The sequence below is a fragment of the Companilactobacillus halodurans genome (genome assembly GCF_009600995.1).
Taxonomy (GTDB): Bacteria; Bacillota; Bacilli; order Lactobacillales; family Lactobacillaceae; genus Companilactobacillus; species Companilactobacillus halodurans.
In genome coordinates this window covers 51,917-74,952 of sequence record NZ_VDFO01000002.1, presented here as the reverse complement: position 1 = coordinate 74,952, position 23,036 = coordinate 51,917, and the positions used below count along the sequence as shown (strand labels likewise).

24 protein-coding genes are annotated in these 23,036 nt (G+C 36.1%); 7 read left to right on the top strand and 17 right to left on the bottom strand.

All coding sequences use genetic code 11. From position 1 onward, the window contains the following. Positions 1-27 precede the first annotated feature (27 nt). From FHL05_RS00965 to FHL05_RS00955, 3 genes are all read right to left on the bottom strand, one after another. A complete protein-coding gene (locus FHL05_RS00965) occupies positions 28-573 on the bottom strand; it encodes a DNA-3-methyladenine glycosylase I (RefSeq protein ID WP_153385419.1) in 546 nt (181 codons plus the stop codon). 45 nt (positions 574-618) lie between these two features. After that, positions 619-1,107 (bottom strand): universal stress protein, encoded by a 489-nt coding sequence (locus FHL05_RS00960; RefSeq protein WP_153385418.1) that lies wholly within the window; start codon positions 1,105-1,107, stop codon positions 619-621. A gap of 80 nt (positions 1,108-1,187) precedes the next feature. Continuing rightward, the gene (locus tag FHL05_RS00955) at positions 1,188-2,297 is read right to left on the bottom strand and encodes a glycerate kinase (RefSeq protein ID WP_153385417.1); all 1,110 of its coding nucleotides are present in this window, start codon (positions 2,295-2,297) and stop codon (positions 1,188-1,190) included. Positions 2,298-2,358: 61 nt separating this feature from the next. Here FHL05_RS00955 and FHL05_RS00950 point away from each other — a divergent pair, with 61 nt between their 5' ends. Further along, positions 2,359-3,162 (top strand): tyrosine-protein phosphatase, encoded by an 804-nt coding sequence (locus FHL05_RS00950; protein WP_153521816.1) that lies wholly within the window; start codon positions 2,359-2,361, stop codon positions 3,160-3,162. Between the two features lie 241 nt (positions 3,163-3,403). On the opposite strand, the gene FHL05_RS00945 is transcribed toward FHL05_RS00950, so the two are convergent. From FHL05_RS00945 to FHL05_RS00935, 3 genes are read right to left on the bottom strand one after another with little or no spacing between them, the layout of a single operon-like run. After that, complete coding sequence (locus FHL05_RS00945) at positions 3,404-4,159, bottom strand: ABC transporter ATP-binding protein (RefSeq protein WP_153521814.1); 756 nt, start codon at positions 4,157-4,159, stop codon at positions 3,404-3,406. Continuing rightward, on the bottom strand, positions 4,107-5,057 hold the full coding sequence (locus FHL05_RS00940) for an ABC transporter permease (protein ID WP_153385414.1): 951 nt from the start codon (positions 5,055-5,057) through the stop codon (positions 4,107-4,109). Before FHL05_RS00940 ends, FHL05_RS00945 begins: the two co-directional genes overlap by 53 nt. 9 nt (positions 5,058-5,066) lie before the next feature. Beyond that, complete coding sequence (locus FHL05_RS00935) at positions 5,067-6,035, bottom strand: ABC transporter substrate-binding protein (RefSeq protein WP_153385436.1); 969 nt, start codon at positions 6,033-6,035, stop codon at positions 5,067-5,069. Positions 6,036-6,520: 485 nt separating this feature from the next. On the opposite strand from FHL05_RS00935, the gene FHL05_RS00930 reads away from it, so the two are divergent. Both FHL05_RS00930 and FHL05_RS00925 read left to right on the top strand, forming a co-directional pair. Further along, positions 6,521-7,723 (top strand): MFS transporter, encoded by a 1,203-nt coding sequence (locus FHL05_RS00930; protein WP_153385413.1) that lies wholly within the window; start codon positions 6,521-6,523, stop codon positions 7,721-7,723. Positions 7,724-7,773: 50 nt separating this feature from the next. Beyond that, positions 7,774-8,163, top strand: a complete 390-nt coding sequence (locus tag FHL05_RS00925; protein WP_153385412.1) for a winged helix-turn-helix transcriptional regulator — start codon at positions 7,774-7,776, stop codon at positions 8,161-8,163. Between the two features lie 109 nt (positions 8,164-8,272). On the opposite strand, the gene FHL05_RS00920 is transcribed toward FHL05_RS00925, so the two are convergent. The 3 genes from FHL05_RS00920 to FHL05_RS00910 all read right to left on the bottom strand — a co-directional run bounded on the left by FHL05_RS00920 (position 8,273) and on the right by FHL05_RS00910 (position 12,341). Further along, positions 8,273-8,458, bottom strand: a complete 186-nt coding sequence (locus FHL05_RS00920; RefSeq protein ID WP_153521812.1) for a hypothetical protein — start codon at positions 8,456-8,458, stop codon at positions 8,273-8,275. 698 nt (positions 8,459-9,156) lie between these two features. Next, entirely contained in the window at positions 9,157-11,511 is a 2,355-nt protein-coding gene (locus FHL05_RS00915; protein ID WP_153385410.1) for a phosphoketolase family protein, read from the bottom strand. Positions 11,512-11,612: 101 nt separating this feature from the next. Continuing rightward, a complete protein-coding gene (locus tag FHL05_RS00910) occupies positions 11,613-12,341 on the bottom strand; it encodes a GntR family transcriptional regulator (protein ID WP_153385409.1) in 729 nt (242 codons plus the stop codon). 196 nt (positions 12,342-12,537) lie between these two features. Between FHL05_RS00910 and FHL05_RS00905 the strand changes: the two genes are divergently transcribed. Then, on the top strand, positions 12,538-13,155 hold the full coding sequence (locus FHL05_RS00905; protein ID WP_153385408.1) for an NADPH-dependent FMN reductase: 618 nt from the start codon (positions 12,538-12,540) through the stop codon (positions 13,153-13,155). Between the two features lie 50 nt (positions 13,156-13,205). Here the strand turns inward: FHL05_RS00905 and FHL05_RS00900 are convergent, their stop codons facing one another. The 7 genes from FHL05_RS00900 to FHL05_RS00870 all read right to left on the bottom strand — a co-directional run bounded on the left by FHL05_RS00900 (position 13,206) and on the right by FHL05_RS00870 (position 19,561). Then, a complete protein-coding gene (locus FHL05_RS00900) occupies positions 13,206-14,198 on the bottom strand; it encodes an SIS domain-containing protein (protein ID WP_153521810.1) in 993 nt (330 codons plus the stop codon). A 28-nt stretch (positions 14,199-14,226) separates the two neighbouring features. Continuing rightward, positions 14,227-15,051, bottom strand: a complete 825-nt coding sequence (locus FHL05_RS00895; protein WP_153521808.1) for a PfkB family carbohydrate kinase — start codon at positions 15,049-15,051, stop codon at positions 14,227-14,229. 11 nt (positions 15,052-15,062) lie between these two features. After that, positions 15,063-15,785: a GntR family transcriptional regulator gene (locus FHL05_RS00890; protein ID WP_153521806.1), complete on the bottom strand. Its 723-nt coding sequence runs from the start codon at positions 15,783-15,785 to the stop codon at positions 15,063-15,065. A 43-nt stretch (positions 15,786-15,828) separates the two neighbouring features. After that, complete coding sequence (locus FHL05_RS00885) at positions 15,829-16,563, bottom strand: ATP-binding cassette domain-containing protein (RefSeq protein WP_162000150.1); 735 nt, start codon at positions 16,561-16,563, stop codon at positions 15,829-15,831. Further along, positions 16,550-17,212, bottom strand: a complete 663-nt coding sequence (locus FHL05_RS00880) for an amino acid ABC transporter permease (protein WP_153385404.1) — start codon at positions 17,210-17,212, stop codon at positions 16,550-16,552. Before FHL05_RS00880 ends, FHL05_RS00885 begins: the two co-directional genes overlap by 14 nt. Positions 17,213-17,236: 24 nt before the next feature. Next, positions 17,237-18,046 carry a transporter substrate-binding domain-containing protein gene (locus tag FHL05_RS00875; RefSeq protein ID WP_153521803.1) on the bottom strand — a complete coding sequence of 270 codons (810 nt, stop codon included), beginning with the start codon at positions 18,044-18,046 and terminating at the stop codon, positions 17,237-17,239. Positions 18,047-18,571: 525 nt separating this feature from the next. Beyond that, positions 18,572-19,561, bottom strand: coding sequence for a choloylglycine hydrolase family protein (locus FHL05_RS00870; RefSeq protein ID WP_153385402.1), 990 nt, complete (start codon positions 19,559-19,561; stop codon positions 18,572-18,574). Positions 19,562-19,726: 165 nt separating this feature from the next. On the opposite strand from FHL05_RS00870, the gene FHL05_RS00865 reads away from it, so the two are divergent. Next, positions 19,727-20,671: a Dyp-type peroxidase gene (locus tag FHL05_RS00865; protein ID WP_153385401.1), complete on the top strand. Its 945-nt coding sequence runs from the start codon at positions 19,727-19,729 to the stop codon at positions 20,669-20,671. A gap of 336 nt (positions 20,672-21,007) precedes the next feature. Here FHL05_RS00865 and FHL05_RS12785 read toward each other — a convergent pair whose 3' ends face one another. Then, positions 21,008-21,160 (bottom strand): DUF6095 family protein, encoded by a 153-nt coding sequence (locus tag FHL05_RS12785; protein WP_420360960.1) that lies wholly within the window; start codon positions 21,158-21,160, stop codon positions 21,008-21,010. A gap of 189 nt (positions 21,161-21,349) precedes the next feature. Here FHL05_RS12785 and FHL05_RS00860 point away from each other — a divergent pair, with 189 nt between their 5' ends. Together FHL05_RS00860 and FHL05_RS00855 are read left to right on the top strand one after the other, a co-directional pair. Further along, entirely contained in the window at positions 21,350-22,459 is a 1,110-nt protein-coding gene (locus tag FHL05_RS00860; RefSeq protein WP_153385400.1) for an SLC13 family permease, read from the top strand. A gap of 133 nt (positions 22,460-22,592) precedes the next feature. Then, positions 22,593-22,895: a hypothetical protein gene (locus FHL05_RS00855; RefSeq protein ID WP_153385399.1), complete on the top strand. Its 303-nt coding sequence runs from the start codon at positions 22,593-22,595 to the stop codon at positions 22,893-22,895. Positions 22,896-23,036 lie beyond the last annotated feature (141 nt).

Here is a 23,036-nt window from a genome sequence, read left to right as displayed (position 1 = left end):
CCGTCTTTAATACCATTATACTAATTTTTATTTAAAATCACAGGACTCTAGGTGATCATTAATCACTCCAACTGCTTGTAGAAATGAATATACGATTGTTGGACCGACAAATTTGAAATCACGCTTTTTTAAATCCCGGCTGATTTTTTGTGACAATTCAGTCTGTGCTGGCATTTCACTTTGACTACTATAATGATTAATTATCGGTTTATTGTCGACAAAATTCCAGATATAATCCGAAAATTTTTCGCCACGAAGGTGCATATCCTGAATCAATTTAGCATTTTTTATCGATGCATCGACCTTCAAACGATTGCGAATAATGCCTTTGTCTTCCAATAGAGCATCCCGTTTAGCTTGGTCATAATTAGCAATTTTTTTTATATCAAAATTATCATAGGCTATTTTATAAGTCTTGCGACGTTTGATAATTGTCGCCCAAGAAAGACCAGCTTGAGCACCTTCTAAAGTCAGCATCTCAAAGAAATAACGTTCGTCGTGACTGACTTTGCCCCATTCATTATCGTGGTAATCTTGCATTTCTTTGGAACTATCAGCCCAAGGACATCTCATAGTAATTCTCCTAACAAAAAAGCTGGCCAAAGCCAGCTTATTTTTTTATTGTTTCTTCTTATCAGCCAAACGCTTGTTATCAATGTCAGTTCTGACAATAATAACATCTGTTCTAGCATTTCTTGTGACATATTCAGAAACTGAACCGACCAAGAGACGAGTTACAGCATTCATACCGGTTGAACCAATCATAATCAAATCATTTTCGTACTCTTCAACGAATTCTTGAGAAATGACTGTCTTTGGTTCTCCAAAACGCACGTGAATGGCAATGTTATTTTCATCGAAACCATTTTTAACAGCATCGTCTTTTAATTCATTGAGATATTTTTGGGCATCTTCGGAAAGTTGGTAAATAACGTCTCCATTAAGCATGCCACCATGCAATCCGATGAATTGTTTCGTATCCAGAACAGTTAAAACATCTACATGTCCGCCATTCATTTGTGCAACTTTTATAGCTTTCTTAAAAGCCATTTCAGCTTCTTTTGATCCATCTACGGGAACTAAAATCTTCTTATAATCTTGTTCCATAATTCAATCCTCCAATGCACTTATTGAAAATCCTTTATTTTTAGATTAATGCATTCATATCTATTATTCAATAAAATACCTCATTTAAAAGCCGAAAATGTCCGTGCTAATTGATTAGCTACTGATTCATAGTTTTCAAAAATAGTGATTTCATCATCATATTCTGTCATCTGCGTCGAAAAAATCCCTGTAAACATTTGTTCATAATTTTGAAAATCATCAACAAAATTATTGCACAAAACAAACGTAGGAACTTTTTCCAGACCAGCCATTCGACTCAAGTGATACAAAATATCATCGTGCATCGAATCCTTCGAAATTTTGTCAGTCGCAGTTATTAAAATATCGGCAGAACGAATTGTTTCATTCATGCCCGTGACCTTAGCGACCCACTCAAACGATGACCGTAAAATTCGTGCATTAATCATTGCAAACGCCCCTGCCAATGTCTTGATTGAGTTTGAATGTGGCATCGGGTGTATATCTAAATTATACTTCTGATTCAGCTTTTCGGAAACGTAAACCAAATTATCCTCCAAAAAACTTTCCTGCGTTTCGTTCAAGTACTCAACAGTGTCACACAATTTATGCGTGGTGGAAAAGTTTAATAAAACGGTGATTTTCGTCCGTTTGCCGAGCAATTCGTAAACATCTTCCATATCTATCCGATATGCTCTTATCAAAGGATTTTCTCCTTCTGGAATCAATTGGTTATCCTCATCATAAATCTTTGCTCCAAGCGCCTGTAAAGCTCCTAGACCACCATCAGCCACAGCCGTCTTCCCTAAACAGAGAACGATATTCTTTAAGCCGCTAGTTACGGTATCAACAATAAATTCTCCAATACCATAACTTGTCGCATGAAACAATTCATTTCGTGTTTTATTTTTTGCTAAATCTACGCCGACTACTTGCTCTGAGTCCATAATAGCGGTATCTTGACTATCGATATTAGCTATCAAATAACGTCCGGTTTTATTTTGCCAAAAGGCGTCAAAAAACGGTATCTCGACCCATTGTCCACCTAAAGTATGATTGATCAATGCTGGCATGCCGTCTTTACTATCCGTCACAGGCATAGTTGCAATTTGAGCATCTGGTAATGCACGGGCGATACCGCTATAAATTGCTTGACCAATTTTAGTCGTAATATGATTGCTGTATTTTCCTGGTGCAATAATAAACTTCATGATTAGGATGACTCTTCCTTTGTTATAATAATAATTAGAAAAAACAACGAGGTAATTAAGAATGGCTAACGAAGAAAAACGTGTTCTAGACCTTGAAAAAGGCATTAATTTCCGTGAACTTGGCGGATATAAAACAAAAGACGGCAAAACTGTTAAGTATCACAAACTTCTTAGATCAGCTGGTTTATCCGATTTAACAGACAATGATCTTAACTACTTAAAAGATTATGGATTCAAAATCGATATCGATTTGCGTTCAAAACAAGAAGTCGACTCAAAGCCTGACAAGAAGCCTGCAGGCGTTCGTTACGTTTGGGCCCCTGTTTTCCAAGAAGATGAAACTAAATCTTCTGAAGTCCAAAGCGAAACTTATATTCCTGAAATAAATGGCGACCCTACTAACGGCTACGCTCACATGTTGGACGTCTACCGTGATATTATCACAGGAGATTCCGCTAAAGCCGCATATCGAAAATTCTTTAATCAATTATTACTAAATGTTAACGACAATGAAGTCTTACTCTTCCACTGCAGTGCTGGTAAAGATAGAACTGGTATGGGAGCAGTCTTCTTACTCAAAGCTTTAGGCGTTCCTTTGGAGACCATCAAAGAAGACTATTTGTTGACTAATGTAGCTAACAAAGAATATGTCGATAACTTGATCAGTGAACTAGAAGCTAAAGGCTATAACGAACCCGAAGTACTTAATTCCGTTCGCGATTTAATGACTGTTCACAACAATTATTTAACAACTGCTCTAAACACAATCGACAGATCGTATGGCAGTTTAGATAAGTATATCAAAGAAGAACTCAAGGTAACTTCCTCTGAAATCAATACTTTGAAGAAAATTTATCTAGAATAATCAAAAACTTCTCAATTTGTGAACATTGGCATCATACTTTCTTCACATTTACTGGTTATGATGTACTTGTAAGTTGAAAGAGCAAGAAGCCCTTAAAACTTATCCCCCCTATATAAATAATCTTCGTATAAAAATTATTCTTAAATACAACAATCTTATAATCCATCCTTCCCCCCTGATAGTGGATTATAGACAAGTAAAACCAGTTACTGAATCCTACTTCAGCAACTGGTTTTTTATTTTACTCAAATTTTTGCAACAATTGCGTAGCATCGAGATTCTTCTTTGCTTCGCCTTTAACATCTAATTTGATTTGGCCATTTTGAATCATTACCAAACGATTGCCATATTTTAAGGCGTCCGTCATTTTGTGAGTAATCATCATCGTGGTCAATTTTTCTTTGGTCACGATTTTTTCAGTTATCTTCATCACTTCTTGACTGGTCTTGGGGTCAAGTGCTGCCGTGTGTTCATCCAATAAAAGCAGTTTTGGCTTGCTCAAAGTCGCCATCAATAACGATAAAGCTTGCCTTTGCCCACCAGATAGATATTTAACTTGCGTTCCCAAAAAGTTTTCGAGACCCATATTGAGTGATTCCAATAAAGCTTTGAAGTAAACAATATCAGTTTTTTTCTGATACCACTTCAAATTAATCGTTTGCGTGTGGCTTTTGGCTAAAATTAGATTTTGCAATACCGTCAAATCTCCTACGGTCCCCATCTTAGGGTCTTGGAACACTCGTGACATGTAGCGCGAACGATAAGCAACTGTTTTTTTGGAAACGTTATGTTTTTCGAGGTCGATTTCTCCAGCGTCAGCTTTTAAAGTTCCAGCAATCGCATTTAATAAAGTTGACTTGCCGGCTCCATTATTTCCAATAACTGAAATGAAATCTCCTTGATCGACTTGTAAGTTGATATTTTTTAAAACGTGGCGTTCATTCTCAGTCCCGGGAAAGAAGACTTTTTGCAGGTGCTTGACTTGTAGTACTGTCATCGTTAGTTGCCTCCATTTGTTTGAGATATTTTTTTAATTGACGTTTCGTCTTGATGCGATTTTGGACGATAGGAACACAAATTACGATTACTAAGATAATTGCCGATAAAATCTTCAAGTCATCGGCTGGAAAACCTAGTCCCATGGCAACGGTCAGTAATAAACGATAGACGATTGCTCCTAGGACCATAGCGAATAATCTAATCAAAATGCTGTGACCTCGTAGGAAAATTTCTCCAACTAAGACTGAGGCCAAGCCAATGACAATCGTGCCAATTCCCATACCGATGTCAGCGTAACCGTTACTTTGAGCTATCAAAGCACCTGACAAAGCTATCATCCCGTTTGAAATCATATATCCAAAGATAATCATATTGTCTGTATTAATACCATTAGCTTCAGACATGTTTTTATTGTTTCCTGTTGCCATTAAAGAAAGTCCTAATCTAGTTTTAAACATTAGATAAAGCAATATTAAAACGATACCTGTAACAATGATGCCTAAAATAATAGTTTGCATCTCTAAACTAAAACTCATTGGCAAATATTCTGTCAGCACTTTTTCATTTAGTAGTGGCACATTGGATTTTCCCATGATGTGCATGTTGATTGAATACAAACCAGTCATTGTGAGAATTCCCGCTAAAAGCGAAGGTATCTTTAACTTTGTATCTAAAATTCCAGTGACGAATCCTGCCAGACAACCTGCTAAAAATCCGACTAAAGTAGCAATAATTGCCGATTGTCCTTTGACCATTAAGCTAACTGTCACAGCAGCTCCAAAAGGAAAACTGCCTTCGGTCGTTAAATCCGGTATATCTAAAATTCTAAAAGTTATGAAAACGCCAATAGCTAAAGGCGCCCATAATAATCCTTGTCCAAGACTTGATATCAGCATAATTTCCTCCTATGGTTTTTGAATTTTATCAGGCTTGATCCCGAGTGCTTTAGCATTATTTTTATTAACGTAAAGTCTCAACGTATGTGAAGTTTCTACTGCCATATTTTGGGGCTTCTTTTTGTTGATTAAAATTTGATAAGCCATCTTGGCCGTTTGCTTGCCGAGATCGTTATAGTTGATGCCATAAGTTGCTGTTCCCCCATCTTCAGCCATTTCGATTGAACCAGTTACGACTGGAAGTTTGGCCGCTTGTGCTTTTTTGCCGATAGTTTTCATTGAACTAGCCATCAGATTATCGGTTGGCAAATAGATTCCTGATACCTTATCAGCCATTCCTGAAACAGCACTGGCAACGTCGTTGGTACTAGTAACGCTGACAATATTTAGTTTCAAATTGTGATTTTTAGCATATTTTTTAACCATTTTGACTTGCAAGACGGAATTTTCTTCCGAAGAATTGTACATCACGCCAATTGGTTTATTGTTTTTGGTCAAAGATTTTAACAGCTTGAGTTGCTTATCCACTGGTCCCAAATCTTTCGTACCGGTCACATTAGTTGCTGGTTTTTCATCATTTTTGACAAGTCCGGCACTCTTTAGATTAGTGACAGCTGTAACGACGATTGGCGTTGTCTTAGTTTTCTTAGCTAGTGCTTGAGCTGATGGTGTGGCAATCCCTAGAATCAAATCGTTTTTCTTTTGGGTCAACTGTTGGGCCATCGAGTTTAGATTCGACTGATCTCCTTGAGCATTTTGATAGTTATAGTTGATTTTGATTGATTTATCGTGAGCTTTTACCTCTTTATTGAGCTCTGACTTGAAGCCTTTTCTGGCGGCATCAAGCGAACCATGCGGTACGATTTGCAAAATCCCCACGTTCAAAGTTTTATCGCTTGCAGATGCATTATTGGAACATCCCACTAAAATTAAAGCCGTCATAGCTATTGTTAATAGTCCTACTAAATATTTTTTCATCATCTTTATCCTCCCAAATGTATAAAAAAAACCAGTTAGATTCAAAAGCGAATCTAACTGGTATACTTGGGCCCAAATATTTTCTCCAGATAGATTCAACCCTAGTATCTATCTGGCTTCAATGACATACTGAAAAACTTTAGCCAATCAATAGATACGAACAACGTCCGCGTTCGTATCCAGCGACTGAATACAAACGCTATCTAAAGAAAAAGCTAAAGGCAAATTGATTATTTAACTGTGAACTAAGATTATCGAATTTCATAATAATTGTTCCTTCCGTTTTCAATTTACAAAGCCTAGTTAAACATTTAAATATTAAAATGTCAATAAGTATATTAAAATAATTTAATTTTAATTAAAACTAAAATGATAGGTACTTTTTAGTCCCTACTGCACTTTAAAGTGCGTAATTGTTTAATTCTCCTAACTAAATATAATGATACTTGCACTTTAAAACACCACTTTAGGGGGATTAAATAAATATGAATAAAAAAGTTTCATCCACTTGGATTCTTTTATCACTAGCCATCAGTGCTTTTGCAATTGGTTCTACAGAATTTATCAGTGTCGGGATTATGCCATTACTGACTAAAACTTTTGGTATCTCACTGGCTCAAGGAGGCTTGACTGTTTCTATCTATGCCACAGGAATTATGTTTGGTGCTCCAATCCTAGCCTTATTGACTAATCGCTGGGATCGCAAAAAGCTCTTAATTGGCATCATGCTTAGTTTCATTGTCGGAAATACTTTGGCTGCTCTAGCACCAAGTTTTGCGATTTTGTTAGTTGGTCGCGTCATTGCCGCTTTGTCGCATGGAATCTTTATGACGATTGCTTCTCTGATTGCCGCTGATGTCGTAACGCCGAATAAACGTGCTTCTGCTATTGCTGTAATGTTCACTGGTTTGACCGTTGCTACGATTACTGGAGTTCCACTAGGGACTTTTATCGGCAATAACTTTAACTGGCGATTATCATTTTTCTTCTTAGTAGCTTTAGGATTAATTGGCTTGATTACTAATATCATCCTAGTTCCGAATAAATTGCCTTTACCTAAACCTACCAGTGCCAGAGGCATTTGGAAAATTTTGAAACAACCGCAATTGTTGTTGATTTTACTTATCACAGCCTTAGGTTATGGAGCAACTTTCCCTGTCTATACTTACTTGACGACTATTTTGAATAAAAATATGAATTGGTCGCAAAGTGCCATCGTCATCATTTTGATTTTTTATGGTTTAGCAGTTGCAGTCGGCAATACGCTTGGCGGTAAATTTGCGAACCAAAACCCTTTAACTGCACTTTTGAAAATGTTTCTTGGTTTAGGACTTGCTCTAATCGTAATGAGATTCTTCATCAATTTACATTTCTTAGGTTTAGCAGCGATACTTTTACTCGGTTTATTTGCTTTCATGAACGTACCAGGATTACAACTCTACATCGTCCAATTAGCTGAAAAATATACGCCTAATGAAGTTCCTTTGGCTTCAGCTTTGAATATTTCAGCTTTCAATGTTGGAATAACTTTGGGGTCAACTCTTGGCGGTCAAGCAGTGGCCCACAGTCAATTAGTCAATACTCCTTGGCTTGGGGTAATTATGCTGAGTGTTGGTATCATTTTGATGGCAGTTTTGATCAAGCTGGAAAATAAACCTGCTAAAGAATTAGACCTCGAAAATTGCTAAGTTGAGGCCTTGATGATAAGATACCTGTACCAATGAGAGGAAGTCGCGTAATGAAACAAGCAATTTATAATATTGGCGTGGAAAATACCATGCGAATTATCGGAGGCAAATGGAAACCAATTATCCTCTGCCACCTCAAACATGGAAAAATGCGCACGGGTCAATTGCGGCGCGCCATTCCTAACATCACTCAGAAGATGCTGACACAACAATTGCGTGAATTGGAAACTGACGGCATCATCTCCCGCAAAATTTACGATCAGGTTCCGCCGAAAGTTGAATATTCTTTGACTGCTTATGGGCAATCACTCAACAAAATTTTGGAGGAGCTCTGCGTTTGGGGTGAAAATGACATCGAACGTCGCAAGCAAAATGGTGAAAATATCATCTTGCTCAATAAAGAAGATGTCGCAAACGATATTTTGCCTTATGCTGATTAAAAGCGTTGAACTTAATGGTTCAGCGCTTTTTTTGTAAAAAAAAAGCCCTCAATTATGAGGACTCTCGTCGAAGTTAATTCTGATTATTAAAACTTATTATCAATTAATATTAATCAATATATTTGAATGTATGTTTCTTTGAAATTCTATCTTCTGAGTAAACTGCCAGCACAATAGCTAGAACGGCTACTGCGGGAATGGAGTATCGGCTTTGCAAAATGAATAACATCATTAATAACACGGCCACTACCGCCATTAGTGCTACTTTCATAATTTTTACATTTCTTGTTGTCATAACATCCACCCCTTATGTGTTTTCTTATTTTCCATAGATGACATTAACATGATAAAATGCCTTTTACAACCCATTAGGTCGGGCTTTCGTGGACTTTCAATGGGACAACTGTTTTATTCTAATAAAGGGGATTAATATCTTAGAATGAATTAAAGAATGGGACATACTCGCAGTACGTGTCTTAAAAGACGTCACATTTTTCTGAAATAATTATGAAGCTTTCTTAAAATTAAACTTATTCAATTATTTTTAAACTTATTTTGATTGTCAGCCCCGCTGTACCGGCGTTTATGGACAGTTGTTTAGATGATATGAACAGTTGTGATGAGTGATTTTGATTAATAATTTTAATTTTATTTTGGTAATAATAAAAGCCGTGCTCTTTTATATTGAGACACGACTTTTTAAAATCTATTTGACTTTATATTATTTTCGGACGTCAACTTGACAAGGGTTGACGTGGGTTTTTGATTTTCTTTGGGGTTGGGTTATTCTACTTTGAATAGCCTTTTTTTCGTATTGGTTGGTTAGAACTGTTTGTTCTTTAGTTAAATAACCATTGGTTTTATTTTTATAGTGGAAACGAGCTCCACAGGGGCAACCCATTCCGGTTAAGTCTAATATCTCTGGCGGTTGCTTCGCAACCACCTGAGATATTGGTCTTAATCCTCGTGGGCTGGGCGCCCCTGTTGCGCTCTCTAGTTTTCCCACTTCCAATTTCTAACTTCTGGCAAATCGTCACCATATTCGCGGATATACTTATTGTGTTTATCCACTTCTTCTTCCATCTTATCGGCAAAGTCATTGGCTGCGTCGCCTTGTACTGCTTCTGCAGCTTCTTCTGCTAGGTGGAATCTGTCCATTTCATTTACTACACGCATATCAAATGGTGTTGTGATGTCACCATTTTCACGGTAGCCATGGACGAATAGGTTGTGATTGTCACGGTCGAAGAAGATATCTTTGATGATGTCTTCAAAACCATGGAAGGCGAATAGTACTGGTCTGTCAACGGTGAAGATTTCATTGAATTGTTCATCAGTTAAACCTCTTGGGTCTACTTCTGGTGATCTTAACTTCAATAGATCTACAACGTTAACGAATCTAATCTTAAGTTCTGGTTTTTCTTTTCTTAAGATACTGATAGCTGCTAATGATTCAAGGTTTGGTTCTGTTCCGGCTGCGGCGATGACGATGTCTGGATCCCCATTGTCGTTTGAGGCCCAATCGATTACCTTAAGTCCCTTTTCAGCTAATTCTTCACCTTCCTCAATTGAGTAAAATTGAGGTCTTGGTTGCTTAGATGTGACCAACAAGTTGATTTTTTCTTGGTCATTTAAAATCTTAGGCATAACAGCTAACAATGAGTTTGTGTCAGCTGGGAAGTACTCACGGATGTATTCTGGCTTCTTTTCAGCTAAGTGCGTGATGATACCAGGATCTTGGTGAGTGTATCCGTTGTGGTCTTGTTGGAAAGCAGTTGATGTAGCAATAACATTGAGTGATGGGTATTTGTTTCTCCATTTCAACTCATTAGCTTTTCTCAACCACTTGAAGTGTTGTGTCAACATTGAGTCGACAACTCTCAAGAAGGCTTCATAACTGGCAAAGATTCCGTGACGACCTGTTAGTGCATAGCCTTCGTTGAATCCTTCAGCTTGATGTTCTGAAAGTTGTGAATCAATGATGCGACCTGCTGGTGCTTCAAATTGGTCATTTGGTTCGTGAACAGATTCCATCCATTGACGAGGACTAGCATCAAAGGCACCATACAAGCGATTTGACATTGTTTCATCAGGACCAAACAATCTAAAGTTTGTTGGATTCTTCTTGATGACGTCACCAAGATATTTACCTAATTCAATCATATCTTGAGCGTTCTTATCGCCACGCTTGTCAAATTTCAAAGCGTAATTCTTATAATCAGGCAAGTTCAATGGCTTAGGATCGACCCCACCATTAACGATTGGGTTCATAGCCATTCTGCTTTGTCCCTTAGGGATAATAGCAGCGATGTCTGACTTCAATTTACCATTTTCGTCAAATAATTCGTCAGGCTTATATGACTTCATCCATTCGACTAATTTGTCGGCGTGTTCCATATCATTTTGGTCAACAGGAATTGGAATTTGGTGAGCTCTAAATGAGCCTTCGATAGGTTCGCCATCCCAAGTCTTAGGACCTGTCCAGCCTTTAGGTGCACGGAAGATGATTACAGGCCAATGTGGCATCTTAGCATCTTCTGCAGAGTGCTTTCTAGCTTCTGTTTGAATTGATTGAATCTTTTCGATAGCACTATCAACGGTCTTAGCCATTTCTGGGTGCATCTTTTCTGGATCTGTTCCTTCAACGAACATTGGATCCCAACCCATACCTTTGAAGTATTCAGTCAATTCTTCATCACTCTTACGTGACAAGATTGTAGGGTTAGAAATCTTGAATCCATTGAGGTTTAAGATTGGCAATACGGCACCATCATCAACTGGGTTGATGAAGACATTTGAGAACCATGAAGCAGCCAATGGGCCAGTTTCAGATTCACCATCACCAATAACAACTGCGGCGATTTCATCAGGATTGTCAAGGATTGCTCCGACACCATGTGATAGAGAATAACCTAATTCTCCACCTTCATGCATTGATCCTGGAGTTTCAGGAGCGGCGTGAGAAGCAACACCACCAGGGAATGAGAATTGCTTGAACAATTTTTGCATACCCTTAGTATCTTGTGTAATTTCTGGATAAATTTCAGTATAACTACCGTCAAGATATGAGTTAGAAACCATAACTTGACCACCATGACCGGGTCCTTCGATATAGAACATCTTGAGACCATACTTATTGATAGCACGGTTCAAATGAGCATAAATAAAGTTTTGACCAGCGATAGTTCCCCAGTGTCCAATTGGGTGAACCTTAACGTCTTCGGGCTTTAATTCACGTCTTAATAAAGGATTATCTTTTAAATATAATTGACCAACAGAGATGTAATTAGCTGCTTGCCAATATTTATCTACTAAATTGAAATATTCTTTTGATGAGTAATCTGTCATTACCAGCACACTCCTTATGTATTTACAACTATTATGATAACTAGAGAAAGTTTAAAAGTCAACCATTTAATAAATTGGTTCGTCCCAATTATTGTAAGCAGTTACTTACTTGCTAGGTCAACGAACGAATCATACTTAAAATATTTATAATGCAGCTTCATAGTTGAAAACTCGAATGGCGTTCCATCGTCCAAGAAGAAAATACCTTCCATTAAGCCAACTGGTTCATTTTCAGCTAAATGCAATAAGTCCTTGCCTTCTTGATCAGATGGAGCTGCCGAAATCGTCAAGTAAGTTTTGTTGACCTCTTTTCCCAACTCAGACTCTACATAATTAAAGATAGAATCGGAAGCAATTTGCTCAGATAGCTCAGGAGCTAGTTTGATAGGGATGTAACCAGTTTCAATCATAAAAGGAATATCGTCTAATAACCGCAATCTCTTGAAAGCATAGACGAATTCCGTTGGCTTTAGGAAAAGATTGCCTTGTAAGTCTTTGTCAGGATGGATTACATCAAAGCTCATTACTTTGATACCTGGCTTTTGTCCATTAGATTTGAAACTGTCAGTGATACCTAAATTCTTTCCACTATAATTAAAATATGAATCTTGCTTCAAATATAGCGGATTAACGAAGGTTCCGGAGCCTCTTTTTTTGAAGATGATACCTTGGTCAGCCATCAACCCTAAAGCACGTTTAATGGAACTTCTGCTTACGCTGTAGCTTTGAGCTAGAGACCTTTCGTCCGGCAAGCGCATGTCCGTAAATTCTCCGGCGTCGATTGCCTTTTTCAATGATGTGATGATTCTTTGATAAACTAAATCAGCCATTTTATATTCCTCATTTTCTAACTGGGTCGCACCAATTTGTATTATGGTGATTATCTTTCTAATCGATTATATCTTATAACATTTTGAATCTAGATACCAAAATATTATTGGGATTCTTTTTTTAAGTCTTTCATTTGTTTTACAATCTGTCTAGCGATACGATAATCTTGTTAAATATAAATGTGAGGCAGATAAAATGGGAATTAAAATTGGTGTCATTTTAGGAACGACCCGCAAGCATTCTTTAGGTGGGCGCATTTTTAAATATTTGCAAAATAATATTCAAAGTAATGCTGACGTTAAATATACTTGGATTAAATTGCGTGACTATCCTTTGCCACTTTATGACCATGAGGAAACTCCCTTAGAAGAACCTATTCAAGATTTAAATAGTAATGAAAGCGAATGGCTAGCTACATTAAAGCAACAAGATGGTTATCTTATTTTGACTCCAGAATATGACCATGCTCTTCCTGGAGGATTAAAAAATGCTTTTGATTTAGTAGGTCCAGAAGTTAGTCGCAAACCAGTTCAAATCATTGCCTATTCACATTACAGCGACGGCGGCACATTGGCTGCTCGATCAATCGTACCAATTTTGCAAATGCTCAAAATGATTGTCTTGCCCACTCCAGCCTTGTTGTGGGATGCTGACAAGAACTTCACTGAACATGGTGATTTACAAATGGATGTTTTAAATAGCGAGCATTTTGCTAAACGCCTGCAAGATGTTTTTGTGGAGATAAACTTTTACACTTCTGTTTTGAAACAGAATCCTTTCTTGAAAAATGATGATAAACCTAAAGCTGACTAAAATTAATAGCCTTGCTCAAATAAAATTTGGACAAGGCTATTTTTGTACTTCTAATAATTTTCTAGTTTCCACATATATCTTCTTTTACTCAAGGGATGCTTTCTAGCTTTACTCAATTCTTCAGCATAGACACGCATTGCTCCCGTCAAAACTAAAGGATCGAAGTAATCGACTACTTCAGAATCGATTTTGCTGTCCAACCAGAAATCTTTTGCATCGATAACGGTATATTTGGCATCGAATTTTTGGAAAAACTCTAAAGCTCTGGCATCCAAGTGTCGAGTCTTGCCATCGGACATAAATAGTAAATATGGGGCATCTTTTACTGTCAATTCAAAGGGACCATGGAAATATTCGCCACTGTCTAAGATTGGACTTGCAATCCATTGCATTTCCATGAAAATGAAATTAGCTGTTGAATAGCCAACTCCAAAATTAGGGCCACTGGCCAATATAAAAATTGTTTTCTCATTTTTATACTTCTCACCAAAGTCTTTTGCGGATTCTTTAACATTGTCAGCTGCAAAATTAGTAATACTATCGACGACCTTTAATCCATCAAGCATTTTTTGATATTGATTGAATCCTTCGACAGCTTCCAAAATCTCCACTGCAAATCCTAAAGCATCCTTTTGCTTGGCTGCTTTAGAAGCATAGTCTTCAAAGAAAGCATGTACGATTGTAAAATCAGCATCTTTAGTCAAGGGAGAATCGGCCAGATGAGTGAGGGCCACTGTTTGACAGCCCCATTTTTTAGCATTTGAAACAGCGTTAACGGATTCTTTAGTAGTTCCACTTAAAGATGCAACGACTACGACTGCCGTTTTATCTGCCAAATTAGGTCTTGCATAATTGAACTCATTAGCTTGGATTGACTGAACTTTTAATTTATGAGCATTTTGCTTCAAAAAATAAGTTGCTCCGTAAAGTTCTGAAAATGATGCTCCACATCCAACAAAGAAAATACTCTCCAATTCAGGACTCTTACTCATTATTTTATTTACCATTTCTTTTAAATCTTTTTGTGATGTATATTCAGTCATTATCTTCCTCCATCTAATATGTAATATGTTATATAACGTTATATTTAAGCGGCAAATCTCGAGCATTTCCAAACGAACCTGCCCTTTGAACTTGCTTAGCTGCATAATCAGTTGCCATTTCTAAACAACTGTCTATATCTTTATTACTAAAGTACCCAATACTAAAAGCTGTGATAAATGCATCCCCTGCACCCATCGTATCGATTGCTTTTACTTGTTTTGCTGCTTGCTCAAAAGCATGCCCATTATGATAAAAAATTGCCCCAAGGTTTCCTCTCGTTATCAAAATATCGGTCATTTCAAATTTTTGAAACATTTGAACCTTTTCTTCAATAGTTGTCCTTGCTAAATCTCCAACTGAAAAACAGGCTAAATCAATATTCTTAGCAACTTTTTTATAGGCTTCAAAATCAGAAAAGTCTGAAAAATCATAAACAACTTGTGCTCGAGTAATCATTGGCAAGTATTGGTCTGATTGTCCATTGATATTAAAATGGGCCACATCGAATCGATTAATATATTTAATATCAGCTGGGCTTAAATCTAAGCCGTTCTTCAAAACTCCCCCACGATTGCTGTCGATAAAAACGCGATCATTATCCTTCAATGTGACACGCGAATGGCCATTTTCACCAATAATCGTTTTACTATGAGAGAAATCAACATTTAATTTTTTTAAAACAGATTTCGCATATTCAGCAATTTCGTCTGTTCCAAACACGCCTACAAAGGCTGACTCAATGCCAAAATCAGTCGCGAAGTTAGCAAAATTTAGCGCATTCCCTCCAAGATACATTTTTTTCTGGTCTAAATACATATCTACTACATTATCGCCAACGCCAATCACTCTCATATTTTCACCTTCTATTTGGAATCAACTGTAAAGCTGACTTTATTCGGGTCGTAATACATAACTGAATAATAAATTGGAATATCTTGGTCATCATATGCAATGCGTTCCAATTGATATAGCGGTATTCCTAAATTAACGTGAATCAATTGAGCAACTTTTTTTGTTGCAAAGGTAACGTTAATTATTTGATGACTCCGATTTTCAAAAACTCTGTAATCATTTCTCAACAAATTACTTATTGAGGTTTTATCAGAAATTTTCGTCTTCAAGTCCGGATATTTAGAAACGTCATAATAAGCAATTTCATATCCTTCATTGTTCTTTTCAAAATGCATCACTCGTTCAACTTTTAAAACAGCTTCATCTTTTTCAATCCCTAAGTTATGGGCAATTTTTGAATTAGCTTTTACAAAGTTCAAATCAACAACTTTTATTGATGGAGCAATGTGATTTCGTAACATAAAGTTCGTATAACTATTCAGTGATAATAGATTGCGTTTAACTTTATGAATGTTAACAAAGGTCCCTTTGCCTTGTTTTTTCGTCAAATAATTTTCATCAACTAATTCATCTACTGCCCGCCGAATTGTAATTCTGCTAGTGTTAAACTCTTTTTCCAATTCGTGTTCAGCAGGAATTTTACTTCCTACTTCATAAATACCATTAGATATTTTTTTGATTATTTCATTTTTTACTTGTTCGTATAACGGAATAATGCTTTCTTTATTAACCATTTATATCACCATTTATTTAATATATTTTTCACAATCATTCCGGTTAAGTATACAAAATTTTAGAAAGAAAATCCTGTGTCCGAGGATTTTTAGGTGAATTAAAAACTTTCTCAGGCGTGTCGTCTTCTAGGATTTTGCCATCATTTACAAAAATCACTCTATCGCCAACTTGACGCGCAAACCCCATTTCATGCGTGACAACTACCATGGTCATTCCAGTTTTAGTCAAACCTTTCATAACTTCTAGAACTTCTTCGACCATTTCTGGATCAAGAGCTGAAGTTGGCTCATCAAAGAGCAAAGTATCAGGTTCCATAGCTAATGCTCGAGCAATTGCAATTCTTTGTTCTTGTCCACCTGATAGGGATGAAGGATAAGCATCGATTTTATTCACTAAATCTACTTTTTGCAAAAGCTCTTTTGCTTTCTCAACTGCTTGTTCTTTGCTTTGCTTTTTTACGACCATTGGTGCATGGATGATATTATTCAAAACTGTATAATGTGGAAAAAGATTGAAGTGTTGAAAAACCATGCCGATGTTTTCTCTCGTTTTTCTGACAATTTCTGGTTTGATTTTCCCAGATACCGACTGACCATTTACTAGAACCTCGCCACTAGTCGGTTGTTCCAACAAATTCAAGCACCGTAATAAAGTACTCTTGCCTGATCCTGATGGTCCGATAATTACAACCACTTCACCATCATTAATTTTTAGATTAATATCTTTTAAGACTGCATTGCTTCCATATGATTTGTTTAAATGTTTAAGTTCGATCACTGACCTTCATCCTCCTTTCAATCATGCTCAAAACTCGATTCAAGCTCCAAGTTAAAGCTAAATATAATAATGATGCGACAATCATTGGCTCCAATCCTAAGGCTGTTGACCCTCTGACGGTTTGTGCTTCAAACATTAAATCAGCAATTCCTAAGACTGAAACCAATGACGAATCTTTGACGTTACCAATAAATTGATTTCCTAAAGCTGGCAAAATATTTTTGAAAGCTTGAGGTAGGATAATATCTTTCATCGTCTGCCATTGAGACATTCCTAAACTAAGGGATGCTTCCATTTGACCGATTGGCAATGATTCGATTCCAGAACGAATGATTTCTGCTATATAGGCTGCTGAGTAAAGTGTTAGAACCACGACTCCAGTCATAAAATCTGGAATTTGTAATCCTGTGACGATTGGTAGGCCAATATAAACAATGTAAATTTGAATCAATAGTGGCGTATCTCTGATGAATCCAATATATGCTTTAGCTAATAATGAGATAATCCAAATTTTTGAACGTTTCATAATCGCCAAGATAATTCCTAAGAGAAAACCTAAAATAATTGAAATGATGGCTAATTCAACCGTGACTACAACGCCTCTAACGAATAATTGCCAATAGTTTCCTAAAAATGAATAATTACCCATAATTGATACACCTCGCTTAGCTGTCTAATTGGTAGGTACGTTTTTGGCAGCTTGTTGAACCCATTTTTCATAATTCGATTTGTTACTGGAAACGACCTGATTGACTTTCTTGATTAAATCCTTTGTAGTGCTCTTTGACATTGCCACCGCAGCTCCTGAGCTTGCATCTTTATGACGCCAACTAGTCATGGCCAATTTCGGATTTTGTCGTAGAAGAATAGTAGCCGTTGGTACATCGATTGAAAAAGCATCCACCTTGTTATTATTGAGTGCTAAAGCTAAATCCGTTACTTTTGAGAATTTCGTCAATTTTGCATTGGGGAACTTCTTTTCAATCATTGGCTGCTGCGTAGAGTTATTAATGACGGCAATACTAGACTCGGATAAATTATTAATGTTCTTATTATATTTATTCAAATCACTCTTCCTAACTACCAAAGTATTCGTACTACGGAAATAAACTTTTGAAAATGTTGCACCTTTCTTACGTTCTGCTGTAGGACTTAAGGAAGTTACCAACATATCAACCTTTCCAGATTGAACTGCTGGCAAGAGGCCATCCATATCCATTGTTTTGATTTTATATTTAACGCCTAGTTTTTTCGCAATCTTTTTAATCAATTTAACATCGGCACCTTTAGTCTCTTGCTTGCCATCTTTATTAACTTGATATTCATATGGTGGATTGGAACTGATCATTCCGACCGTTAAAGTACCTTTATTTTGAATCTTCTTTAATGATGAACTGCTGCTATTTGAATTGCTTCCACAGGCTGTCATGAAAACTAACATTACCAATAAAATAGAACCAAGATACCAAAACCTTTTTTTCATACTTTAAATCTCCCTTCCAACTAACATAACGTTATATAACGTTATTTATATTGTGGATTATATTCTAATTATTTTTTAATGTCAATCTAATTTTAAATTTCAACAATTATTCTTGTAATCACCGAAGAATAGGCGTTTATAGCCCTGTCAATTTTAAGCCAGCTTCAAATAAGATTAGCCAAAAATTAGACTAATTATCTTAAATTAGATATTTTTTAATTTAAAGAGTATAAAAAAAGGAATCTCAACTTTTACGATGAGGTCCCTTCATCAAGCCCTCATTTGATAAGCAAAAATAGGGCTTGACATATCAATTGTCTAAGTCCTACTTCAAATCAAAATGACGAGCAAGGTTACTAATACATTACAACTACTTTGATTTTCATTAAACATAATTAATAACCTCCTTATTGAATTGTGATTATAGTAGCACTTATTTTTTTATCTTCAAAATCTTTTTGGCACAAAAAAGCGTCATATCAATTCAGATTACACTGATATCACGCTTTCTTAATTATTATTTTTTTAATTCAATGCCTTAAATTCTTGATTCATATCTACTGGGAATTCTTTTGGTTCCTTTTGATTCTTGATCAAGTTATCAGTTAATTCAATCGAATAAACTGTTCTATTGCCATATGGCACGAAGTACATAACTTTGTTCGTCAAATCAAGCACTGTTTGATATTGAGTGTAGCTGGCTTCCCCATCTTCTTTGAGGTTAACGCCACGAGGAATAGTTACGCTATCGAGCATATGTAAAATTGTATTTACCGCTTGCTTGGCATCTTTTGGTTCTTCAGTTGCATTGCGAATAAATGCTGTTCGAACAAAACGGTCAACTGCAGTGAAGCCTCCGGGCAATCTGAACGTACCATTTTGTCCTAAAGGAATAACTTCTTGGTCGCCAAATGTTTTAGCACCAAAGTTAGTTGTTTGAGCACCTAAATAGTTAGCCAAGTTAGTCTTATGCCAATTGTAATCAGGTGTATTCGTCATCACGCCTACTTTATCTTCTTGAAGAGTCAAGCCATTTCCTTCTGGTTCAAGAATATAGGTGGCTCCTGTAGCATCGCTGAAAATCCAGTGAAGTGGTTGATTTTGTCCCATAACGCCACTATTTGATTCAATCAAGTGAACTTGTTTGAGATTTTCTTTCAAATCTTCAATTGACTTGTTATTACCCAAGGCCCAAAGAATAAATTCTTCAGCAACTAAATTGATTTCACCATCTGTTGGTTCTGTTTCATATTTAGCAGCGTGAGAGAAGTATAATTCTGCAGCAGACAATCCGTATTCATTGAATCCATCAGCTACCATATAGTTATTGCCGTATTTAGCACCGGTTCCCATAACGGCGTAATCTGCGGTATATGTTTTATTATCATAGGAAGAAATCCATTGATATTGTTCTGGCAAAAAAGTTGGTCTGCCATTTAATTCAAAGGCAAAATCCATTGTTCTTGCCAAAAATTTTGAGCCGTCTAAAGCTCCTAAACTAAGACTAGTACACATATTTCTGTACTTCCTTTCAGGAATTATCAAAAAGCAATTATTAATTTAATTATTCGCCAATTTAGGAACATAATCAAGAATTTTATTTTGCAGATTTTAATTATAACAATTGAATTTATAGTATGATAAGCTAACTGTGTATACAAATATTCTGGAGGTAAATTCATGACAGTCGACATAAAAAAAGCTCAAGATGTTTACAAAGATGCCGGTGAAAGTGTCATCTTCACAACATTGATGCTAAACCATAAAGATTTGCAAAAAGAAAAAGATGCTATCGCAGAATTTTCCGATATGTCTAATTCGATTATTAATAGTATGAGAATTCGTGACCCCGAAGCTCAAGCTCACATTGCTTGGGGATTTGGATCAGATGCTTGGGATTATCTTTTCCCAGACGCTCCAAAGCCAAAAGAACTAGAAAACTTTAAAGAAATAAAAGGCCCTAAATATACAGCTGTTTCTACACCTGGCGACATCTTCATTCACGTACGTTCCAAGAAAATGGCCGTCTGTTATGAATTAATGGACCAATTTATGGGTATTTTACGCCCTATCACTTCAGTTGAAGATGAAACTCACGGTTTCCGTTATATTGAAGGTCGTGCCATTATCGGTTTTATTGATGGAACTGAAAATCCAGCTGGTATCGAATCAATGGATTACACTTTGATCGATGATGATGAAGACCCAGAATTCGTGAATGGTTCTTATGCTTTTGCTCAAAAATATACCCATAACATGGATGCTTGGAAAAAACTTAAAACTGAAGATCAAGAAAAAGCCATCGGACGTCACAAATTTTCTGACCGCGAACTAGATGATGATGAAAAATTACCAAATGCCCACAATGTTGTTTCTAAAGATGAAGAAGGCGGCGTTGAACATAAAATTGTCAGAATGAACGTGCCATTTTCAGACCCTGCAAAGGATATCACCGGTACTTACTTCATTGGCTACTCAAAAGGTTTTGCTATTACTAACCGTATGTTGAAAAACATGTTCACTCAAAGTGACCGTTTGTTAGATTTCAGTACGCCAATTACCGGTAACCTGTTCTTTATCCCATCTAAGACAACTTTAGAAAAAATTGCTGATGGCGATTATTAATTAAATAATAAATGTTTCCTGTGAAACATTGTTTCATACAAAAAAATAGGAGAAATATGTCAAACAATGACATGTCTCTCCTATTTTTACGATTCATTACTTTTTATTTGGACTAAATCGCCACAAACTCTTTACAAATAGCAGTGATAATAAAACTAGCAACGCTCCCGAAAAGACCAAGGATATGCGTCCTAGGAAAAATCCGGGATCTACGGTCATCTCGACTACACTTAAGAGCATTGAGACTAAAACCAAAAGAGATGTACGTTTCAAAATCATGGAAATCCCTCCCCTATTTGATAGTTCGATTATACCAATTACAAAATAAATTGACCATTATTTAGGAAAAATTAGGTAAATTCCTGCAAAAAAGACAGCTACTCCAATTATTAGAGTTATGTAATAAATTAACTCTTTTTTAGCTTTGAATGAGATACTCATAATTGCTATTCCTAAGATAAACATTATTATCGATAAAATAATTTGCATTTATAATCCTCGCTTGTGATTGAAATTTAGTATACTATGGTTGCAGTATAATGGACTTTTTATAAAAATATTTTTTGAAATTAATAAGTTTTAGAAGTTTATTTTGATTTTTTTGTATAATTATCTTTTTTAACAGTACTTTTATCTTTATACTATATAAGGTACTTCTTTTTTGTAGGGGAAACGTAAATGGCTGTATTAAAACGAGTATTTTCTGATAAAGTATTATGGATTGCCGGGGCAGCAGCAATCATTACTTCTATCTTCATAAGTCCACCGCAATTGATGGACATTAACTGGAAAACATTGGCATCGATACTTTCTATGATGATTATAATCCAAATTTACGATTATTTGGACTTTCTAAAATATTATGCCGCGTACATGACACATAAAGCCAAGACCACGCGACAAATGATCTTCATGCTAGCTTCCTTATCTTTTTTTGGAGCGATGTTCTTAACTAATGATGTTACAATTTTAACCTTAGTTCCACTGTTTTACCAACTTTCTAAACGAATAAAAGTTAATCCTATTCTACCAGTAATTATCATTGCAATGGCAGCAAATTTAGGAAGTATTTTTACTCCGTTCGGAAACACGCACAACTTGTTCTTATTGACACATTTCAACCTTGGCATTAAACAATTCTTTATTATGTCGACTCCAATCACAATCGTAACTTTTTTGGCGGTATTTCTGATTACCAGATTTTTCCCCAAAGATCCAATTGAATTGACTGAATTGCCTGCTGTCGAGTTGAATATTCCTAGTTTGGCTTTAACGGTTGCCGTAACAATCGTAATTTTCTTAGGGATATTCTCCGTTATTCCAATGTGGGGATCTTTGATTGCAGCTTTATTGTTAGTAATCTTCATTAATCCTCATATTTTGCAGTCGGTTGACTATTCGATTGTACTGATTTTCATGTGTTTCTTTATTGCCGTTGGTAATATCAACCGTGAACCAGCAATCGTCAATCACTTGCAACAATTTATTCAAACAAGAACTAGCACTTATTTGACTTCAATTATCACTAGTCAATTTATCAGTAACGTTCCTACGACTATCTTAGTTTCTAAGTTCTCAAAATATGTTCATGCCATCTTCTTAGGCTCGAACATTGGTGGACTTGGTTCTGTTGTAGCTTCACTTGCTAACTTGCTAGCTTTTAAACAATATCGTTTCTTCTTTAAGAAAAATCCTGGTAAGTATCTCGCAATGTTTGCCATTATTAATTTCACGATGTTAATCATTATCGGTACTATTGGATTCTTCTTAATTGATTTTGGACTATAAACTACCCACTCTTATTTTAAAGAGTGGTTTTTTTTCAAGCTAATTTTTAAAAAAAGTATATACTTTTACTGAGAAAAACGTTTACATAGTCTAAATATTGTTGGATAATTGTTTTAAAAGGAGTTAATTTATTATGAAATTATTATCTTCCATTGTAATTAATTTGATTGGTATTCTAATCATTCTCGTCCCATTATGGTTGATTGGACGCAAGAATACTTCTATTTCGATGAAACCATTTAAAGATGGCTTTTACACTTATGCTTGGGCGTTTGAAAGCAATAAATTAAAACTTTTGCACAGCTCTACTTATGCTAAGGGGTCTTTGATTGGTACGCCTCAGGGGCAGAGATTTGAGATTAAGGATGTTTCTTCTTCTAAGTTTTTGTTTGGGTTTCAGGAGAGGTTTGATTTTGTTACTGAGAGGGTTCAATAGGTTTTTGGGGTTATTTCAAGGTTAGAAGCTTTGAAATGGCCTTATTTTTTTGTGGAATAACCATGGGCCTATTTTTAGATAACCATGGTTTTTCTGCTGCATAGTGGAAACGAGCTCCACAAGCCAGCTACTTCCGGTTAA

Excerpts from the sequence above, each read along its gene's own strand:
- FHL05_RS00965 (WP_153385419.1), bottom strand. The coding sequence starts at position 573 with ATGAGATGTCCTTGGGCTGATAGTTCCAAAGAAATGCAAGATTACCAC.
- FHL05_RS00960 (WP_153385418.1), bottom strand. The coding sequence starts at position 1,107 with ATGGAACAAGATTATAAGAAGATTTTAGTTCCCGTAGATGGATCAAAA.
- FHL05_RS00955 (WP_153385417.1), bottom strand. The coding sequence starts at position 2,297 with ATGAAGTTTATTATTGCACCAGGAAAATACAGCAATCATATTACGACT.
- FHL05_RS00950 (WP_153521816.1), top strand. The coding sequence starts at position 2,359 with ATGGCTAACGAAGAAAAACGTGTTCTAGACCTTGAAAAAGGCATTAAT.
- FHL05_RS00945 (WP_153521814.1), bottom strand. The coding sequence starts at position 4,159 with ATGACAGTACTACAAGTCAAGCACCTGCAAAAAGTCTTCTTTCCCGGG.
- FHL05_RS00940 (WP_153385414.1), bottom strand. The coding sequence starts at position 5,057 with ATGCTGATATCAAGTCTTGGACAAGGATTATTATGGGCGCCTTTAGCT.
- FHL05_RS00935 (WP_153385436.1), bottom strand. The coding sequence starts at position 6,035 with ATGAAAAAATATTTAGTAGGACTATTAACAATAGCTATGACGGCTTTA.
- FHL05_RS00930 (WP_153385413.1), top strand. The coding sequence starts at position 6,521 with ATGAATAAAAAAGTTTCATCCACTTGGATTCTTTTATCACTAGCCATC.
- FHL05_RS00925 (WP_153385412.1), top strand. The coding sequence starts at position 7,774 with ATGAAACAAGCAATTTATAATATTGGCGTGGAAAATACCATGCGAATT.
- FHL05_RS00920 (WP_153521812.1), bottom strand. The coding sequence starts at position 8,458 with ATGACAACAAGAAATGTAAAAATTATGAAAGTAGCACTAATGGCGGTA.
- FHL05_RS00915 (WP_153385410.1), bottom strand. The coding sequence starts at position 11,511 with ATGACAGATTACTCATCAAAAGAATATTTCAATTTAGTAGATAAATAT.
- FHL05_RS00910 (WP_153385409.1), bottom strand. The coding sequence starts at position 12,341 with ATGGCTGATTTAGTTTATCAAAGAATCATCACATCATTGAAAAAGGCA.
- FHL05_RS00905 (WP_153385408.1), top strand. The coding sequence starts at position 12,538 with ATGGGAATTAAAATTGGTGTCATTTTAGGAACGACCCGCAAGCATTCT.
- FHL05_RS00900 (WP_153521810.1), bottom strand. The coding sequence starts at position 14,198 with ATGACTGAATATACATCACAAAAAGATTTAAAAGAAATGGTAAATAAA.
- FHL05_RS00895 (WP_153521808.1), bottom strand. The coding sequence starts at position 15,051 with ATGAGAGTGATTGGCGTTGGCGATAATGTAGTAGATATGTATTTAGAC.
- FHL05_RS00890 (WP_153521806.1), bottom strand. The coding sequence starts at position 15,785 with ATGGTTAATAAAGAAAGCATTATTCCGTTATACGAACAAGTAAAAAAT.
- FHL05_RS00880 (WP_153385404.1), bottom strand. The coding sequence starts at position 17,212 with ATGGGTAATTATTCATTTTTAGGAAACTATTGGCAATTATTCGTTAGA.
- FHL05_RS00875 (WP_153521803.1), bottom strand. The coding sequence starts at position 18,046 with ATGAAAAAAAGGTTTTGGTATCTTGGTTCTATTTTATTGGTAATGTTA.
- FHL05_RS00870 (WP_153385402.1), bottom strand. The coding sequence starts at position 19,561 with ATGTGTACTAGTCTTAGTTTAGGAGCTTTAGACGGCTCAAAATTTTTG.
- FHL05_RS00865 (WP_153385401.1), top strand. The coding sequence starts at position 19,727 with ATGACAGTCGACATAAAAAAAGCTCAAGATGTTTACAAAGATGCCGGT.
- FHL05_RS12785 (WP_420360960.1), bottom strand. The coding sequence starts at position 21,160 with ATGCAAATTATTTTATCGATAATAATGTTTATCTTAGGAATAGCAATT.
- FHL05_RS00860 (WP_153385400.1), top strand. The coding sequence starts at position 21,350 with ATGGCTGTATTAAAACGAGTATTTTCTGATAAAGTATTATGGATTGCC.
- FHL05_RS00855 (WP_153385399.1), top strand. The coding sequence starts at position 22,593 with ATGAAATTATTATCTTCCATTGTAATTAATTTGATTGGTATTCTAATC.